This is a genomic window from Streptomyces sp. EDA2-14, assembly GCF_054963755.1.
In genome coordinates this window covers 34,606-51,106 of the sequence record NZ_JBUEGE010000009.1, presented here as the reverse complement: position 1 = coordinate 51,106, position 16,501 = coordinate 34,606, and the positions used below count along the sequence as shown (strand labels likewise).

Here is a 16,501-nt window from a genome sequence, read left to right as displayed (position 1 = left end):
ATCTTTCCAGCCCCGCCGGCGATTGAGGCGCGGAGCCCAGGGCGGATCCCCGATCTTTCCAGCCCCGCCGGCGATTGAGGCGCGGAGCCCAGGGCGGATCCCCGATCTTTCCAGCCCCGCCGGCGATTGAGGCGCGGGGTCCGGGGCGGAGCCCCGTGGCGTTCAGCGACGGTCACCGCCCCCACGGATCCGCCCCAGGTCCCGCGCCGCCTGGTCAAGAAGAGTCCGCATCGCAGACTCGGCGGCATCCGGATCACCCGCCCGAACCGCGTCGAGGACGGCGCGGTGGCTGGGGACCGGGTCCTTCGGGTGGCGGCCCGTGCCGTGCACGAGGCGGTCCCGGTGGCCGAGCCCCGCGGCGATCACCGGATCCATCCGTGCGAGCAGCTCGTTGTGGGAGGCCCGCAACAGGGCGCCGTGGAAGGCGAGATCGGCCTCGACCGCGTGGGCGGAGCCGCCGTCGCCCTCCTCCCCCATCGCCTCCAGCGCCGCGTCGAGCGCGGCCAGGTCGACCTCCGTGCGGCGGCGCGCGGCGAGCCGTACCGCGGCCGGTTCGACGATGGCCCGCACCTCGTCCAGGTCGCCGAGCAGTGGATTGCCCGCACCGGCCGCCGGGCCCTCGTCCATCGACTCGAACTGCCAGCGCAGCACGTCCGCGTCGAGCAGATGCCAGTCCGCGCGGGGCCGCACGAACGTGCCGCGCTTCTGCCGGGCGTCGACCATGCCCTTCGCGGCGAGCACCTTCAGGGACTCACGCAACGCGGTGAGGCTGACGCCGAGTTCGTCCTGCAGCGCGCCGAGGTCGAGGGTCGCCCCCTCGCCGATCCGGCCGCTCAGCACCCGGTGCGCGATGGTCTCCACGGTCTGCCCGTGCACTCCGCGGCGCGCGTACCCCGCCATGTCCTACCTGCTGTTCTCTCGACGTATCGGCCCGCCAAGTATGTCCGGGGCGGCGGGAGTTCACCTCGCGTCCTGCGCACGTTCACGCCGACGCCTTCTGCACGCTCCAGCCGCCGTCGACGACCAAGCTGGTGCCGGTCACGTACGAGGCCTCGGGCGACGCGAGGAACGCGATCGCGGACGCCACCTCGTCGGGCCTGCCGAAGCGGCGGGCCGCGGTCTCGGCGACGCTGGCCGCCCGCTCGTCCTCGGGCACCCGGTCCCACACCTGAGTCAGGATCGGCCCCGGCAGGACGGCGTTGACCCGCACCGACGGCCCGTACTCCACGGCGAGTTGGCTGCTCAGCGACAGGAGGCCGCCCTTCGCCGCGGCGTACGCCGGGTGGCCGGGGAAGCCGTGGCGCGCGTGGACGGAGGAGACGAGGACGACCGCGCCGTCCTGTGCGCGCAGGTCGTCGAGGCAGGTCCGCACGCCGAGGAAGGCCGCGGTGAGACCGATGGACAGCTGCCGGTTCCAGGACTCGGGCGAGGTCTCGTGCGCGGGGGCCACCTCGATCTTCACGGCGTTGCTGACCAGCACCCCGACGGGGCCGAAGGTGTGCGCGGCGCTCCGCACCTCGCGCCAGGCGTCCTCGCGGGCGACGTCGGCGCGCACGAACGCGGCGCGGCCGCCGTCCCGCCGGATCTCCTCGGCGACCTCGGGTCCGTGCCGCTCGTCGATATCGGCGAGGACGACGGCGGCGCCCTCCTCGGCGAGCCGCCGCGCGGTGGCGGCGCCGATGCCGGCGGCGGCGCCGGTCACGACGGCGGTGCGCCCGGCGAAGCGGTCGGTGGCACGGACGGCTGTCATGGGCTGCCTCCAACTGTTGTGCTGCGCGCAGGGGTTGACCCCCTCCACCCTCGCTCATATATTCCGCCACGTTAATTCCTAATTAATGGATTGAACAGGACCGAGCACGGCTCAACGGAACGAGTGAGGTGCGATGCTCCACTTCGGCGCCGACTACAACCCCGAGCAGTGGCCCGAGGAGGTCTGGTCCGAGGACACCCGGCTGATGAAGGAGGCCGGGGTCACCATGGTCACGGCCGGGATCTTCTCCTGGGCCACGGTCGAACCCCGCCCCGGCGCATACGACTTCGGCTGGTTCGACCGCGTCATGGACCACCTCGCAGAGGCGGGGATCCGGGTCTGCCTGGCGACCATGACCGCGTCGCCGCCGCCGTGGCTGTCGCACCTGCACCCCGAGGTCCTCCCGGAGACCGAGGACGGCCGGCGCAAGTGGCCCGGCGGCCGCCAGCACTACTGCCCGTCCAGCCCGGTCTACCGGGAGCACGCGACCCGCCTCGTCGAGCGGCTCGCGACGCGCTACGCCGACCACCCGGCCCTGGACACCTGGCACATCGGCAACGAGTACGGCTGCCACACCCGCCAGTGCCACTGCGACGTGTCCGCCGCCGACTTCCGCCGCTGGCTGCGCGCGCGGTACGGAACCGTGGACGCGCTCAACGACGCCTGGTCCACGGCCTTCTGGTCGCAGCGCTACGACGACTTCGCCGAGGTCCTGCCACCGCGTCTCGCGCCCACCTTCGCCAACCCGGCGCAGCAGCTGGACTACTGGCGCTTCAGCGACGACGCGCTGCGCCAGTGCTACCTCGCCGAGGAGGCCGTGCTCCGTCGGGTCACGCCGGACGTGCCGGTCACCACGAACCTGATGCCGAACCACAAGCCGGTCGACGCCTTCGCCTGGTCGCGGCACATGGACGTCATGGCGCTCGACCACTACCAGGACCCGTACGAGGACGATCCGCACCTGACCGCCGCCTACAACTTCGACCTCATGCGCTCGGCGCGCGGCGGACAGCCGTGGCTGCTCCTGGAGCAGGCGCCCAGCGCGGTCAACTGGCGTGCACGCAACAGTCCGAAGCAGCCCGGCCGGATGCGCCTGTGGAGCTGGCAGGCCGTCGCGCAGGGCGCCGACGCGGTCCTGTACTTCCAGTGGCGGCAGTCGCGCGGCGGCGCCGAGAAGTACCACTCGGCGATGGTTCCGCACGCCGGGACCGACACCCGGATCTTCCGTGAGGTCTCCGACCTCGGTCGTGAGCTGGCATCCGTCCCGGAGATCGCGGGGACCCGCTCGACCGCCGACGCCGCGCTGCTCACCGACTGGAACAGCTGGTGGGCCCTGGAGCTGGACTCGCACCCCTCCACGGCACTGAACCAGACCGAGATCAACCTCGCGCACCACCGCGCCCTGTTCGACGCGGGTGTGCCGTGCGACGTCGTGCCGCCGGACCGCGACCTCTCCCCGTACAGGCTCGTCGTCGTGCCGAACCTGTATCTGCTCAGCCAGGAGAACGCGGAGCGGCTCACGGCGTACGTCGAGCGCGGCGGGCACCTCGTGGTGTCCTTCTTCTCCGGCATCGTCGACGACTGCGACCGCGTCGAACTCGGCGGCTATCCGGCCCACTTGAGGCGACTGCTCGGCATCCGTACGGAAGAGTTCTGGCCCCTGGACGAGAACCAGCACCTAACGCTCGGAGGGGAGTTGAGCGGCCGGGCCGATCTCTGGTCGGAGGCCGTCGACCTGGAGGGCGCCGAAGCGGTCGCCGTCTTCGAGGACGGCGAGCTCGCGGGCCGCCCCGCCGTCACCCGGCACACGTACGGCGAAGGCACCGCCTGGTACGTGGGCACCCGTCTCGAACCGGCCGCGCTGCGGGCCCTGTTGGACCGGGTGCGCGCGCAGGCCGGTGTCACGCCCGTCCTGCCGAACCTGCCCGCGCAGGTGCAGGCCACCGTCCGCGAGGGCGCGGGCGAACGCTTCCTGTTCCTCCTCAACCACGGCGAGACCGAGGTGGAGGTCTCCCTGCCCACGCCGATGCGCGACCGACTCACCGCCGACCCGGCCCCCGCAAGCCACCTCACGCTGCCCGCCCGAGGTGTCGCCGTACTCGGCTGAAGCCCCGCTCCAAGGAGGTCAGATGCCCCACACGCCCAACCGGAGAACGCTCCTGACGTGGGGCGCCGCCGTGGCCGCGGCCCCCGCCCTCGCGGCCTGCGGCGAATCCGCCGGCGCCGCACGCATGTCGAAGGACCACGGCCGGGGGCCGGGGCAGAAGGTCACCCTCAGGCTCTGGACGTGGGTGCCGCTGCAGAAGGCGGTGGCGCTGTGGAACAAGCGCAACCCGGACATCCAGGTGGTCGCGCAGATGGTGCCCGCCAACACCTCCGGCGGCTACCAGAAGATGCACGCCTCAATCAAGGCCGGCAATCCGCCGGACCTCGCCCAGGTCGAGTACTACGCGCTGCCCGAGTTCATGCTGGAGGGCGGCCTGACGAACCTCAGCGCGTTCGGCGCGGACAAGCTGAAGGACAGGTACGTCGACTGGCAGTGGAAGCAGGGTGTCTTCGCGGGCAGGACGTACGCGATCCCGCAGGCCTCCGGACCGATGGGCCTCTTCTACCGCAAGGACCTCCTGGAGAAGTGGGACGCCGACGTCCCGCGGACCTGGGACGAGTACCGCGCCGTCGCGAAGAAGGCCAAGAAGCACGGCTCGTACCTGACGGCCTTCCCGCCGTCGAACGCCCAGTGGTTCGCCTCCTTCCCGTGGCAGCGCGGTGCCCACTGGGTGCGCACCGAGGGCGACACCTGGATCGTCGATCTGACGTCCCCGGAGTCCCTTGAGGTCGCCGACTACTGGGACGGGCTGGTCCGCGACCGCTACCTGCTCCAGACACAGGACGCGCAGAGCGCCTTCTTCAAGGGGCTCCAGACCGGGCAGTTGGCGACCTGGCCGGGCGCGCAGTGGTACGACGCGCTGATCCGCGGCAACGCCCCGCGCACCAAGGGCAAGTGGGCGGTGGCGGAACTGCCGCAGTGGGAGGCGGGCGCGCACGCCTCGTCCAACTGGGGCGGCTCGTCCACCGCGATCCTCCAGGGATCCCAGCACCCCGTCGAGGCACTAAGGTTCGCGCACTGGCTGAACACCGACCCGGACAGCATGAAGCTGCTCATCGAGGCCGGGTACGGCTGGCCCGCCGCGAAGATCGACCTGCCGAGGACACCGCTCGGCAAGCCGGACCCGTTCTTCGGGAACCAGCGTTACAACGAGGTCTTCCAGACCTCCGACCGCAATGTCGACACCTCCTGGCGGTACGCGCCGACCACCACGCAGTCCTTCACGCACATCCAGGACAGCCTGGCGCTCGCCCTCGCGGGCAAGGGCACGTTCGTGGACGCGCTGAAGGACGCGCAGAGCAAGTTCGTCGACGACCTCAAGGCCAAGGGACTCAAGGCGAGGAGTGCACGATGACGACATCATCCGTGAAGTCCGCGCGGCCCGGCGGGAGCGACGCCGGGCGCCCGGCCGCCTCCCCGAAGGCCACGGGCCGCGGGCGCACCCGCCGGGCCAGGCCCGACCGCAAGGCGTGGCTGTTCCTCGGCCCGTTCCTCGCGGTCTATCTGTTCGCGATGATCATCCCGGTGTTCTACGCGATCTACCAGAGCCTGCTGAAGGTCGAGCGCTCGGGACCGCTCGGGCTCGGCGCCCCGAAGGTCGTCTTCGGCGGACTCGACAACTACGCGCTCGCGCTCCAGCAGGAGGCGTTCCTGGAGGGCTTCGGCCGGGTGCTGCTCTTCGGCATCGTGCAGGTCCCGGTGATGCTGCTGCTCTCGCTCGTCCTCGCGCTGCTGCTCGACCAGATCTCGGACCGCTGGGCGGGTCTGATGCGGGCGACGTACTTCCTCCCGTACGGCATCCCCGGCGTCATCGCGACGATCCTGTGGGGCTTCCTGTACGTCCCCGGCCTCAGCCCGATCACCGAGATGCTCGGCGACCTGGGCTTCCAGCCCGACTTCCTCGGCCCCGACAACGTGCTGTGGTCGCTGGCGAACATCGTGATCTGGGAGTTCGCCGGCTACAACATGCTGATCATCGTCGCCCAGCTGAAGTCCATTCCGCACGAGCTGTACGAGGCGGCGCGGATCGACGGGGCGGGCCCCTGGCAGATCGCGCTGCGCGTCAAGATCCCGCTCGTCCGCCCGGCGCTCGTCCTGACCTGCGTGTTCTCCATCATCGGCACGATGCAGCTGTTCGCCGAGCCGCTGGTCCTGAAGAAGATCGCGCCGGCCGTCATCCCCGACTACACGCCGAACCTGAGCGCGTACTTCGACGCCTTCTCCAACGCCAACATCTATGTGGCGGCGGCCAAGTCGGTGATCCTCGCCGTGGTCGCGATGGTCCTGTCCTTCGGCTTCCTGAGCCTCGTCACCCGCAAGCAAAGGAGCGAGCGGTGAGCGCCGTCGACCTCAAGGCCCCACCCGTCACCACGCCCGCGGCCCCGGCCGCCCCGCCGAAGCGCGTCACACCGGGCCGGATCGTCCTGGTCGCGATTCTCGCGATCGCCGCGATCTACTTCCTCGTCCCCGTGTACTGGCTGGTCGTCGCCGCGACGAAGAACAACGACAGCCTCTACGGCTCGTTCGGCTTCTGGTTCGACGCCCCGCAGCTCTGGCACAACCTGGGCAACGTCTTCTCCTACGACCGCCACGTCTATCTCCAGTGGGCGCTGAACTCCGTGCTGTACGCGGGGGTGGGCGCGGTGCTCGCCACGCTGTTCTCGGCGGCGGCCGGTTTCGCGCTCGCGAAGTACCGGTTCCGGGGCCGCGAGGCGGTCTTCAAGTTCGTCCTCGCGGGCGTGCTGCTCCCGTCGACGGCCCTCGCGCTCCCGCTGTACCTGCTATTCAGCAAGCTGCACCTGACGGACACATACTGGGCGGTGCTGATCCCCAGCATCGTGTCGCCCTTCGGCGTCTATCTGTGCCGGATCTACGCGGAGGCGTCCGTGCCCGACTCCGTCCTGGAGGCGGCGCGGGTGGACGGCGCGGGCGAGGAGCGGATCTTCGCGACGCTCGTGCTGCGCATCATGACCCCGGCCCTGGTCACGGTCTTCCTCTTCCAGTTCGTGCACATCTGGAACAACTACTTCCTGCCGTTGGTGATGCTCTCCGACGACCGGAAGTACCCGATCACGCTCGGCCTGGTCACCTGGCAGCAGGCCGCCGACCGGGTGCCGGAGCTGACGCAGTACACCATCGGCGGATCGTTCGTCTCCGTCATCCCGCTGGCCGTCGCGATGCTCGTCCTCCAGCGGTTCTGGCGGACGGGTCTGACCGAGGGCAGCGTCAAGGAGTAGGGAGCACGTGGCTTGAAGATCACCCGAGTCGAGACCTTCGCCGTCCCGCCGCGCTGGCTGCTGTGCCGGATCGAGACGGACGACGGTCTCGTCGGCTGGGGCGAGCCCGTCGTGGAGGGCCGCGCCGACACCGTGCGCACGGCCGTCCGCGAACTCGCCGACCAGTTCCTCCTCGGCGCGGACCCGCTGCGCGTCGAGGACCACTGGCAGCTGATGACGAAGGGCTCGTTCTACCGGGGCGGACCCGTCCTCTCCAGCGCCGTCGCGGGGCTCGACCAGGCGTTGTGGGATCTCGCGGGCCAGGCGTACGACGCGCCCGTGCACCAGCTCCTGGGCGGTCCGGTGCGCGAGCGGGTGCGCGCCTACTGCTGGGTGGGCGGCGACGAACCTGCCGAGCTGCGCGACCGGATCGCCGAGCAGGCGGCGGCCGGTTTCACGGCGGTGAAGATGAACGGTTCGGGCCGCACGAACCGGCTACCGACCGTCGGCGAGCTCGACGCCATGGCGGCCCGCGCCGAGGCTGCCCGCGAAGTACTGGGCCCTGACGGGGACTTCGCGGTCGACTTCCACGGCCGGTTCACGGTGGCGGGCGCGGTCCGCGCGGCGGCGGCCGTCGCGCCGTACGGCCCGCTGTTCGTCGAGGAGCCGGTGCTGCCCGAGTACACGCACCGGATCGGCCGGGTGGTGGAGTCGACGACGACGCCGGTCGCGACGGGTGAGCGGCTGTACTCCCGTACGGAGGTGCTCCCGGCCCTCCAGTCGGGGGTGGCCGTCGTGCAGCCGGACCTCTCGCACGCGGGCGGCATCTCGGAGTCGCGGCGCATCGCCTCGCTCGCCGAGACCTTCGACGCGCTGATCGCACCGCACTGCCCGCTCGGCCCGGTCGCCCTGGCCGCCAGTCTCCAACTCGCTTTCTGCACACCGAACTTCCTCATCCAGGAACAGTCCATCGGCATCCACTACAACAACGGCTCCGAACTCCTCGACTACGTCACCGACCCCGAGGTCTTCCGCTTCCACGAAGGCCACTTCACCCGCCCCACGCTGCCGGGCCTCGGCGTGCGCATCGACGAGAAGGCGGTCCGCGCGGCGGACGGCTCGGCGCCGAGCTGGCACAACCCGGTGTGGCGGCACGGGGACGGCTCGTTCGCGGAGTGGTGAGAGGCGCCCACGGGTCCCGTCGGGGAATCCCGCAGGTACCGCATCCGAATGGCCCTCATTCCCGCCACGTATGAGAACTGACGCCCGCTCACCCCCTGTGGTCGACTCGTGGGCGATCGCGCTCGCGATCGCTTCCGAGCCGGACACAGGAGGGGGCACACGTGCACCAGGACGAGCCGGCGGGACCCGGCGGGCGGACCGTGGTGGTCACCGGCGGGACCAGTGGCATCGGCGCCGCGATCGCGCGGCGCTTCGCCGCCGACGGGGACGAGGTCGTCGTCGCGGGCCTCGACGCGGACCGGGCCGCTCCCGAACTCCCGCCGTGCGTTAGGGCGGTGGAACTCGACGTCACTCGGGCGGAGGCCCCCCGCGCGTTCCTCGCCGGGCTCGACCGGGTCGACGTCCTGGTCAACGCGGCCGGGGTGATCGCCCGCGGCCGGGAGTACGACCCCGACGTCTTCGCCGACGTCGTCGGCGTCAACCTCACCGGAACGATGCGTAGTTGCGTCGCGGCCCGCAAGGCGCTCGCCGACACCGGCGGCTGCATCGTCAACGTCGCCTCCATGCTCAGCTACTTCGGCGGCCCCAAGGTGCCCGCGTACAGCTCCAGCAAGGGCGGGGTCATGCAGCTGACGAAGTCCCTCGCCGTCGCCTGGGCGGACGAGGGGATCCGGGTCAACGCGGTGGCACCCGGCTGGATCCGCACCCCGCTCACCCGGGCGCTCCAGGAGGACCCGGAGAACAGCCGCCGCATCCTCGACCGCACCCCGATGGGGCGCTGGGGCACACCCGCGGACATCGCGGGAGCCGTCGCGTTCCTCGCGGGCCCCGACGCCGGGTTCATCACGGGAGCGGTGCTCGCGGTGGACGGCGGATACCTCGCCGCCTGAGCCCCCACCCCGCCTGTACGGAAAGGAATCTCACGTCATGTCACAGAGCACAGGCCCGGTCATCCCCGTCTCCCCCGTCGTACCGCCCGAGATCGCCGTCGCGGCGCTGCCCGACGACGAGCGGGTGTGGGTGCCACAGGCGCCGAACGTCTGGTTCCGGCCGCTGATGTTCAACACGGTGACCGGGCAGTGGTGCAACCTGCTGAAGGTGACAGCCGCCGGCATCGTGTCCCGGCACCGGCATCCGGGCGTCGTCTTCGGCTATGTCATCAAGGGCAAGTGGCACTACTACGAGCACGAATGGGTCGCCGAGGCGGGCCACTTCGTCTACGAGCCGCCCGGCGAGATCCACACCCTGGCCGTGCCCGAGGACTGCGCCGAGATGATCACCTTCTTCAACATCACCGGGGCGATGGCCTACGTCGACGAGGACGGCGTGCAGACCGGCTACGAGGACACCTTCACGAAGATCGAGATGTGCCGGGAGCACTACGCGAAGGTGGGCCTCGGCGCGGCGTACGTGGACCGGTTCATCCGCTGATGTCGCGCAAGGACGGTCGATGAGGTGATCACGCCCCATTCTGTTGGCGGCTCACCGAGGGTAGCGTTCCGGTCGATCTCGGTGACTGGAGGCGTCATGGACCTCGCAAGCGTGCACCACTACCGCATCGACTGGATCGTCAGCTTCGTGGCGGTCGCCCGGCACGGCAGCTTCTCCGCCGCGGCCAAGACCCTGTACCGCTCCCAGCCGCGCGTGAGCAGTCATGTCGCCGCGCTGGAACGGCTGGTGGGGCGGCGGCTCGTGGACCGTTCCGTGCAGCCCGCCGTCCTCACCCCGGAGGGGCGCGGGCTGCTGCCGCACGCCGAGGAGATCCTGCGGCGGCTCGACCTCATGGCGGAGAGCACCGAGGGCGTGGTGTGCGGCACGGTCCGCCTCGGCTGCTATCCGAGCGTCGCCGCCTATCTGTACCCGCGGGCGGTGCGGGCCCTGCGCGCCACGCATCCGCGGGTGCGGCTCGTCCTGCACGAGGGCCCGAGCCTGGAGCTGGGCGAGCAACTCGTCGACGGCGGGGTGGATCTGGCCGTCAGACCGCTGCACCCGCTGGTCAGCTCCGACCGGGTGACCAACCGGGTGCTGTGGCGCGAGCCGCTCGTCGCGGTCTTCCGCGCCGACCATCCGCTGGCGGGCGCGCACGAGGTGGCGCTCGCGCAGACGGTGACCCAGCCGGTGATCAGCATCGGGGAGAGCGACGACGGGCACAGCCGCCAGTACGAGACCAACCTCGCCTTCGCCAACCTCGGCCTGCAACCGGCGATCCGCGAACGCACCAACCAGCCGCAGACGTTGATCTCCCTGGTCCGGCACGGCCTGGGCGTCGGTGTCACCAACGCGCTCGCCATGACGACGGCCGACACCGAGGGGGTGGCCCTCGTCCCGATCCGTGACGCGGGCTGCGAGCGGGCCGTGGCCACGTGGTGGCGGACCGGCGAGGAGTCGCCCGCGGTCGCGGCCGTACGGGAGTGTCTCGACCGGCTGCCGGGGCCCACCTGGCCGTGGCGGGCCCCGGCCGTGTCCGCCCCATCCGCTAGTCGAATAGCCGCATTCGCGAGCGAGCACTGACGGCCCATCAGCGCGCTCCTACGGTGGCCCCCAGTCGAACAGTGCCGACATGGACAGGAGCACATCCCGCATGGCCAACTCCTTCTCCCCCGAGACCATCGAGGCGTTCCGCGCCATCGCGACGGCGTCGGTCGCCGACGCCGTGGAGCAGTTCGGAGCGCGCGGCTATCTCTCCGGCACCATCCGCCAGGTCCTGCCGGGCAAGCTCGTCGGCCCGGCCGTCACCGTCCTGGAGGTCCCCTCGCCCGAGCCCGCCCCGCCGGAGCACGCGCTGCGGGCCATCGACGAGTCGGCGCCGGGCAGCGTCGTGTGCATCGCGGCGGGCGGCGCCGACGTCGCGGTGTGGGGCGGCCTGATGAGCGCGGGCGCCGTCGCCAACGGCATCGCGGGCGCGGTCCTCGACGCGGGGGTCCGCGACATCGAGGAGATCCGCCGCGACTACCCGCACTTCCCCGTCTACGCCCGCGGCGGTGTCCCCGCCACCACCGTGGGCCGCTACCGCACGGTCGGCCTCGACGAACCGGTGGAGATGGGCGGGACGCGGGTGTGCCCCGGGGATCTGATCGTGGCGGACAGCGACGGCGTGGTGTGCGTGCCCGGCGACCTGGTGCCCCAAGTCCTGGACGCGGCGCAGGAGATCGAGCGGCGGGAGCGCGAACAGACCGCGCTGATCCTGGAGTCGGGCTCGCTCCAGGGCGGCCTCGAGAAGTACCACCGGATCTGAGGGCGGCCGTGGACATCCTCGCTGCCGGTGAGCCGCTGCTGGAGTTCAACGCGTCCACGGACGCGCCCGGTCCTGTGGACGCGGGCACCTCCTTCACCGTCGGGTACGGCGGCGACACCTCGAACTTCTGTGTCGCCGCCAGCCGTTCGGGCGCCGACACCGGGTACATCACGCGCGTCGGCGACGACGACTTCGGCGCCGCCCTGCTGCGACTGTGGGAGCGGGAGGGCGTCGCGACCGAGCACGTGGTCCGCGAGCCGGGCGGGCGGACCGGGATCTACTTCATCGCCCGCACCCCGGCCGAGAGTTCCTTCACGTACTACCGGGCGCAGTCCCCCGCCACCCGGCTCGCGCCCGCCGACCTGCCGGCCGACGCGATCGCGGGGGCCCGCCTCCTGCACCTGAGCGGCATCACCCAGGCGATCTCCACCTCCGCCTGCGACACCGCCTTCCACGCGATGCGGCTGGCACGGGACAACGGCACCCTGGTCAGCTACGACCCCAACATCCGGCCCGCCCTCTGGCCCGCAGAGCGGGCCCGCGCGGTGGTGTGGCGCAGCGTCGAGCTGTGCGACATCGCGCTGCCGAACCTCGCCGAGGGGCGGCTGCTCACCGGTCTGCACGCGCCGCACGACGTCCTCGCGGAGTTCGTGCGGCGCGGCCCCTCGATCGTGGTCCTGAAGATGGGCGACCGGGGCGCACTCCTCGCGCACGACGGGACGGTCACCCGCATCCCGCCGCACGCGGTCGACCCGGTCGACAGCACCGGCGCCGGTGACACCTTCGACGGCGCCTTCGCGGCGCGGCTGCTCACCGGCGACACCCCCGGGGAGGCCGCCCGGTACGCGGCGGTCGCGGCGGCGCTGACCACGACGGGGCCCGGCGCCGTCACCCCGATCCCGCGCCGCGAGGACGTCGAGGCCGCGCGGGCGGCCCTCGGCGCCGACCGGCCACCACCGTCCGCAACCACACCGGTCCGATGAGGAGTTGAGAAGCCAATGGTTCGCGCCACACGCCACGTCGCCGTGGCGGCATGCTCGGGGATCCTGCTGCTCGCGGGGTGCTCCGACGGTTCCACCGTGGACGATGCCGTAGAGGGTGCATCCGGCGCGGGCGCGCAGGCGCCGACCCGCGTCAGAGCCGGATACGTGTCCGCCATCGACCAGATAGGCCTGCCGTCCGGGGTGGAGGCCGGGTACTTCGACGAGCAGAACCTCAACGTGAAGCTGGCCCAGCCGTACCCGACCGGCGTCGACGCGCTCAACGCGCTGCAGGCGGGCGAGGTCGACTTCGTGCAGGTCGGCACGCCCTCGATCGCCGCCGCGCAGAAGGGCATCGACCTGGCCCTCGTCGGCAACTACACCGGCTCGTCCAGCCGGAAGAGCATCGACGAGACGATGGCGGTGGTCGCGGCCCCCGGGTCCGGCGTGGACGGGAAAGACCTCAAGAGCCTGCGCGGCAAGAAGATCGGCGTCTCCGAGGGCTCCATCAACCACCTCTATCTGCTCGGCCTGCTGGGCGAGGCCGGACTGAAGACCAGTGACATCAAGATCGTGAACACCGAGCCGCCGGACATGGCGGTCGCCCTCAAGACCGGCGGCATCGACGCGGCCATCGTCTGGGACCCGTTCCCCATCACGATCGTCGACCAGGTGGGCGGCGCCAAGGAGGTGCTGCGCGGCGGCGGGCACATCCCGTTCATCGGCTACATCGTCACCACACCCGCGTACGCGAAGAAGCACCCGAAGGTGGTCGAGCGGTTCCTGACCGCGCGGGCGCGCACCGACCAGTGGATGCGCGAGAACCCCGAGGACGCGGCCGACTCCGCGACCAGGTGGCTGCCCGGCACCAAGAAGGCGGTGGCCGTGGAGGCGATGAAGCACAACGTCAAGCAGCTCGACCCGCGCTTCTCCGCCTGCAACTACCTCGCCCTCGACACCCAGGCCCGGCTGCTCGCCCGGCAGGGCGCCGTCAAGGCGGGCTTCGACGTCGGCAAGTACTTCGAGCCGAAGCCGATCCTCAAGGTGATGGCGGCCAACCCGAAGCTCTTCCGGGACCTGCCCGACGTGCCGAAGGCGGCGGCCGTCGACGGCGGCTACCGCTTCGACCGGGCGAGCGCCTCGAAGGCCTGCCCCTCGTGACGCCGCCGACGACGAGGGAGGCGCTCCCGCGCCCGGCGGCCGTCACCCCGCGCCGCGCGCGAAAGCCCCGCGGGCGGCGCCCGTCCCGCGCCGGGCGCGCGCTGTGGTTCCTCGGGCCGCTGGCCGTGCTGGTGGCCGCGTGGGCGGTCGCGGTGGCCGTCACGGGAACGCCGCTGCGGGTGTTCCCGCAGGTGACCGACGTGCTCCGGGCGCTCGGTGACATGGCGGCGAGCGGGGACCTGGTCCGGCACCTGGGCGCGAGCCTGCGCCGGATGGGCCTCGGCATCGTGCTCGCGCTGGTGACCGCGCTGCCCTTCGGCATCGCCCTGGGCTCCAGCCGGGCGCTGTCGGCGTTCTTCGCGCCGCTGCTGCGGTTCTCGGTGGCGCTCGCGGGCATCGCGTGGATCCCGGTGGCGACGCTGTGGTTCGGCTACGGCGACCGGGCGGTGATCTTCATCGTGTGGAACGCGATGTTCTTCGCGCTGACCTACAACGCGATGCTGGGCGTGCGCCAGATCCCGGTCCAACTGCTGCGCGCAGCACGATCTTTGGGGGTGAGCCGGGCGCGGATGTTCTGGGAGATCCTGCTGCCGGGCGCCCTGCCGAGCATCGTCACGGGGCTGCGCGTGGGCCTCGGCTACGGCTGGCGCGGGCTCGTGGCCGCCGAGATCATCGCGGGCAGCGCGGGCCTCGGCTACGCGCTGTTCCAGGCGCAGAAGTACTTCCGCACCGACGTCATCATCGCCTCGATGGTGATCATCGGGGTGCTGTGGCTGCTGATGGACCGGCTGCTGCTCGCGCCGCTCGAACGGCGCACGGTGGAGCGCTGGGGCATGACGGGGGTGAGCCGCTGATGGCCGCACTGTCCACGGCGCCCGCCCCGGTGTGGCGGCGCGCGCTGCGCAAGGGCGGCCTCCTGTTCCGCAGCGGCGCCGTCCGCACGCTCGGCCCGTTCGTGCCGGTCGTCGCCCTGTGGTGGCTGCTCGCCGAGTTCGAGGTGTTCCCCCGGTCGTTCTTCGCGAGCCCCGGCACCGTCCTTTCGACACTCGGCGGGCTCCTGGAGAAGGGCATCCTGCCGGGCTATCTGTCCGACTCGCTGACCCGTCTCGCGTACGGGGTCGGGTTCGGTCTCCTCATCGGGCTGCCGCTGGGCTTCGCGGTGGCGATGATCGGCCGGCTGCGCCGGTTCTTCTGGCCGATCCTGCTGTTCTTCCAGGCGATCGCGGACATCGCGTGGCTGCCGATCGTCATCGTGTGGTTCGGCTTCAGCCTGACCGCCGTCACCTTCGTGATCGTCTACACGATCGTCTTCCCGCTGATGCTGAGCGTCGTCGCGGGTGTCGAGCAGGTGCCGCGCGAGCTGGTGCGGGCGGCGCGCAGCCTGGGGGCCGGGCGGTGGCGGGTGTTCGTCGAGGTGATCGTGCCGGGCTCACTGCCGTCGGTCGCGGGCGGTATCCGCACGGGGCTGGGCTACGGCTGGCGGGCCCTGGTGGCCGCCGAGATCATCGTCGGCACGAGCGGCATCGGCTACATGATGTTCGACGCGCGCCGGGTCGGCGACATCAGCCAGGTCTTCCTCGGCATGGTCGTGCTCGGCGCCCTCTGGTACGCGCTGGACGCGTTGATTCTGGCCCCGTTCGAGCGGGCGACCGTCGAACGCTGGGGATTGGTACGCAGGTTGGAGGCCGACGGATGACCGCCCTGGAGATCAAGGGACTGCGCAAGGTGTACGAGGACACCTACAGCGGCGAGGAGGTCACCGCCATCGACGAGGTGTCCTTCGGCGTCCAGGAGGGCGAGTTCGTCTCGGTTCTGGGGCCGAGCGGCTGCGGCAAGACCACCGTCCTGAACATCGTCGCCGGGTTCGTGGAGGCGAGCGGCGGCACCGTGGCCGTGGACGGCGCGCCCGTGCACGGCCCCGGCCCCGACCGGGGCGTGGTGTTCCAGAGCCATGCACTGTTCCCGTGGAAGACGGTGCTCGGCAACGTCGCCTTCGGTCCGCGCATGCGCGGCGTACCGAAGGCCGAACGCACGTCCCGCGCGCGGGAGTTCCTCGACCTGGTGGGGCTCGGCGGCTTCGAGCACCGCTATCCGCACGAGCTGTCCGGCGGTATGCAGCAGCGGCTCGGGGTGGCCCGCGTGCTCGCCAACGAACCGGCGGTGATGCTGATGGACGAGCCGTTCGCGTCCATCGACGCGCAGACCCGGCGCAAGCTGCAGGAGGACCTCACCGGCATCTTCGAGAGCCGCCGCCCGACGGTCTTCTTCGTCACGCACGACGTCGACGAGGCGGTGTTCCTCTCCGACCGTGTCGTCGTGCTGTCCCGGCGGCCCAGCCGGGTCAGGGAGATCGTCGACGTGCCGCTGCCCCGGCCCCGGCGCTGGGACACCGCGGTCGCGCTCCCGGAGTTCCGGGCGACCGTGGACCGGGTCAACGCACTCCTGGCAGGGGAAGGGGATGAGGACGGTGCCGCCGACGTCGTCGCTGCTCCGTAGGTCCGCGAAGAGCCCGACGCTCCGCAAGATCGCGGTGGTGGTGCTGCTCGTGCTGGCCTACCAGGTGTGGCTGAGCGTGCAGGCCACCGGGAAGGTGGGTCCCGGAGTCGGTGAACTCCGCGATCCGCGCGGGCGGTTCGCGGTCGACGTCGAGCTCGGTTTCAAGCCCGAGCGCTACCACATCCTGCAGTTGCAGAAGCACGGCCGCATCGCGGGCACGGACGGCGACGTGGTGCATCTGCGCGGGGTGGCACCGGCCGGGGTCGACGCGCTGACCCGCCAGTACTGGATCGAGCGCATCGAGGCACCTCAGGGGGCGCCTCGCTGAACCCGCCCGTCCTGAACCCGCCCGTTCCGAACTCACCCGTCCCGAAC

At 71.4% G+C, this 16,501-nt stretch carries 17 protein-coding genes; 15 read left to right on the top strand and 2 right to left on the bottom strand.

Features of this window, described 5'->3' with window-relative positions:
* Window positions 1-162: 162 nt before the first annotated feature.
* Entirely contained in the window at window positions 163-900 is a 738-nt protein-coding gene (locus tag ACY34M_RS22260; RefSeq protein ID WP_462719766.1) for a FadR/GntR family transcriptional regulator, read from the bottom strand.
* An 82-nt stretch (window positions 901-982) separates the two neighbouring features.
* Window positions 983-1,750: an SDR family NAD(P)-dependent oxidoreductase gene (locus tag ACY34M_RS22255; RefSeq protein WP_462719765.1), complete on the bottom strand. Its 768-nt coding sequence runs from the start codon at window positions 1,748-1,750 to the stop codon at window positions 983-985.
* Window positions 1,751-1,883: 133 nt separating this feature from the next.
* Here ACY34M_RS22255 and ACY34M_RS22250 point away from each other — a divergent pair, with 133 nt between their 5' ends.
* From ACY34M_RS22250 to ACY34M_RS22180, 15 genes are all read left to right on the top strand, one after another.
* Window positions 1,884-3,857, top strand: coding sequence for a beta-galactosidase (locus tag ACY34M_RS22250; RefSeq protein ID WP_462719764.1), 1,974 nt, complete (start codon window positions 1,884-1,886; stop codon window positions 3,855-3,857).
* Between the two features lie 22 nt (window positions 3,858-3,879).
* The gene (locus ACY34M_RS22245; RefSeq protein WP_462719763.1) at window positions 3,880-5,211 is read left to right on the top strand and encodes an ABC transporter substrate-binding protein; all 1,332 of its coding nucleotides are present in this window, start codon (window positions 3,880-3,882) and stop codon (window positions 5,209-5,211) included.
* Window positions 5,208-6,194 (top strand): carbohydrate ABC transporter permease, encoded by a 987-nt coding sequence (locus tag ACY34M_RS22240; RefSeq protein ID WP_462719762.1) that lies wholly within the window; start codon window positions 5,208-5,210, stop codon window positions 6,192-6,194. The genes ACY34M_RS22245 and ACY34M_RS22240 overlap by 4 nt, the downstream gene beginning before the upstream one ends.
* Window positions 6,191-7,093, top strand: coding sequence for a carbohydrate ABC transporter permease (locus ACY34M_RS22235; RefSeq protein WP_462719761.1), 903 nt, complete (start codon window positions 6,191-6,193; stop codon window positions 7,091-7,093). The genes ACY34M_RS22240 and ACY34M_RS22235 overlap by 4 nt, the downstream gene beginning before the upstream one ends.
* Window positions 7,094-7,105: 12 nt before the next feature.
* Complete coding sequence (dgoD, locus tag ACY34M_RS22230) at window positions 7,106-8,254, top strand: galactonate dehydratase (RefSeq protein WP_462719760.1); 1,149 nt, start codon at window positions 7,106-7,108, stop codon at window positions 8,252-8,254.
* Window positions 8,255-8,415: 161 nt separating this feature from the next.
* A complete protein-coding gene (locus tag ACY34M_RS22225) occupies window positions 8,416-9,144 on the top strand; it encodes an SDR family NAD(P)-dependent oxidoreductase (RefSeq protein WP_462719759.1) in 729 nt (242 codons plus the stop codon).
* Between the two features lie 37 nt (window positions 9,145-9,181).
* The gene (locus tag ACY34M_RS22220; RefSeq protein WP_462719758.1) at window positions 9,182-9,685 is read left to right on the top strand and encodes a 2,4'-dihydroxyacetophenone dioxygenase family protein; all 504 of its coding nucleotides are present in this window, start codon (window positions 9,182-9,184) and stop codon (window positions 9,683-9,685) included.
* A 96-nt stretch (window positions 9,686-9,781) separates the two neighbouring features.
* Complete coding sequence (locus ACY34M_RS22215) at window positions 9,782-10,765, top strand: LysR family transcriptional regulator (protein ID WP_462719757.1); 984 nt, start codon at window positions 9,782-9,784, stop codon at window positions 10,763-10,765.
* 49 nt (window positions 10,766-10,814) lie between these two features.
* Window positions 10,815-11,489 (top strand): RraA family protein, encoded by a 675-nt coding sequence (locus ACY34M_RS22210; protein WP_462719756.1) that lies wholly within the window; start codon window positions 10,815-10,817, stop codon window positions 11,487-11,489.
* Between the two features lie 8 nt (window positions 11,490-11,497).
* Entirely contained in the window at window positions 11,498-12,472 is a 975-nt protein-coding gene (locus ACY34M_RS22205) for a sugar kinase (protein WP_462719755.1), read from the top strand.
* A 15-nt stretch (window positions 12,473-12,487) separates the two neighbouring features.
* Window positions 12,488-13,630, top strand: coding sequence for an ABC transporter substrate-binding protein (locus ACY34M_RS22200; RefSeq protein WP_462719754.1), 1,143 nt, complete (start codon window positions 12,488-12,490; stop codon window positions 13,628-13,630).
* On the top strand, window positions 13,627-14,484 hold the full coding sequence (locus ACY34M_RS22195; RefSeq protein ID WP_462719753.1) for an ABC transporter permease: 858 nt from the start codon (window positions 13,627-13,629) through the stop codon (window positions 14,482-14,484). Before ACY34M_RS22200 ends, ACY34M_RS22195 begins: the two co-directional genes overlap by 4 nt.
* A complete protein-coding gene (locus tag ACY34M_RS22190) occupies window positions 14,484-15,326 on the top strand; it encodes an ABC transporter permease (RefSeq protein ID WP_462719752.1) in 843 nt (280 codons plus the stop codon). The genes ACY34M_RS22195 and ACY34M_RS22190 overlap by 1 nt, the downstream gene beginning before the upstream one ends.
* Window positions 15,323-16,126 carry an ABC transporter ATP-binding protein gene (locus ACY34M_RS22185; protein ID WP_462719751.1) on the top strand — a complete coding sequence of 268 codons (804 nt, stop codon included), beginning with the start codon at window positions 15,323-15,325 and terminating at the stop codon, window positions 16,124-16,126. The genes ACY34M_RS22190 and ACY34M_RS22185 overlap by 4 nt, the downstream gene beginning before the upstream one ends.
* Window positions 16,098-16,454 (top strand): hypothetical protein, encoded by a 357-nt coding sequence (locus tag ACY34M_RS22180; RefSeq protein WP_462719750.1) that lies wholly within the window; start codon window positions 16,098-16,100, stop codon window positions 16,452-16,454. Before ACY34M_RS22185 ends, ACY34M_RS22180 begins: the two co-directional genes overlap by 29 nt.
* Window positions 16,455-16,501 lie beyond the last annotated feature (47 nt).

Bases quoted from the DNA above. Each gene is read 5' to 3' on its own strand.
- ACY34M_RS22185 (WP_462719751.1), top strand. From the start codon at position 15,323: ATGACCGCCCTGGAGATCAAGGGACTGCGCAAGGTGTACGAGGACACC.
- ACY34M_RS22260 (WP_462719766.1), bottom strand. From the start codon at position 900: ATGGCGGGGTACGCGCGCCGCGGAGTGCACGGGCAGACCGTGGAGACC.
- ACY34M_RS22220 (WP_462719758.1), top strand. From the start codon at position 9,182: ATGTCACAGAGCACAGGCCCGGTCATCCCCGTCTCCCCCGTCGTACCG.
- ACY34M_RS22200 (WP_462719754.1), top strand. From the start codon at position 12,488: ATGGTTCGCGCCACACGCCACGTCGCCGTGGCGGCATGCTCGGGGATC.
- ACY34M_RS22240 (WP_462719762.1), top strand. From the start codon at position 5,208: ATGACGACATCATCCGTGAAGTCCGCGCGGCCCGGCGGGAGCGACGCC.
- ACY34M_RS22255 (WP_462719765.1), bottom strand. From the start codon at position 1,750: ATGACAGCCGTCCGTGCCACCGACCGCTTCGCCGGGCGCACCGCCGTC.
- ACY34M_RS22210 (WP_462719756.1), top strand. From the start codon at position 10,815: ATGGACAGGAGCACATCCCGCATGGCCAACTCCTTCTCCCCCGAGACC.
- ACY34M_RS22215 (WP_462719757.1), top strand. From the start codon at position 9,782: ATGGACCTCGCAAGCGTGCACCACTACCGCATCGACTGGATCGTCAGC.
- ACY34M_RS22245 (WP_462719763.1), top strand. From the start codon at position 3,880: ATGCCCCACACGCCCAACCGGAGAACGCTCCTGACGTGGGGCGCCGCC.
- ACY34M_RS22190 (WP_462719752.1), top strand. From the start codon at position 14,484: ATGGCCGCACTGTCCACGGCGCCCGCCCCGGTGTGGCGGCGCGCGCTG.
- ACY34M_RS22250 (WP_462719764.1), top strand. From the start codon at position 1,884: ATGCTCCACTTCGGCGCCGACTACAACCCCGAGCAGTGGCCCGAGGAG.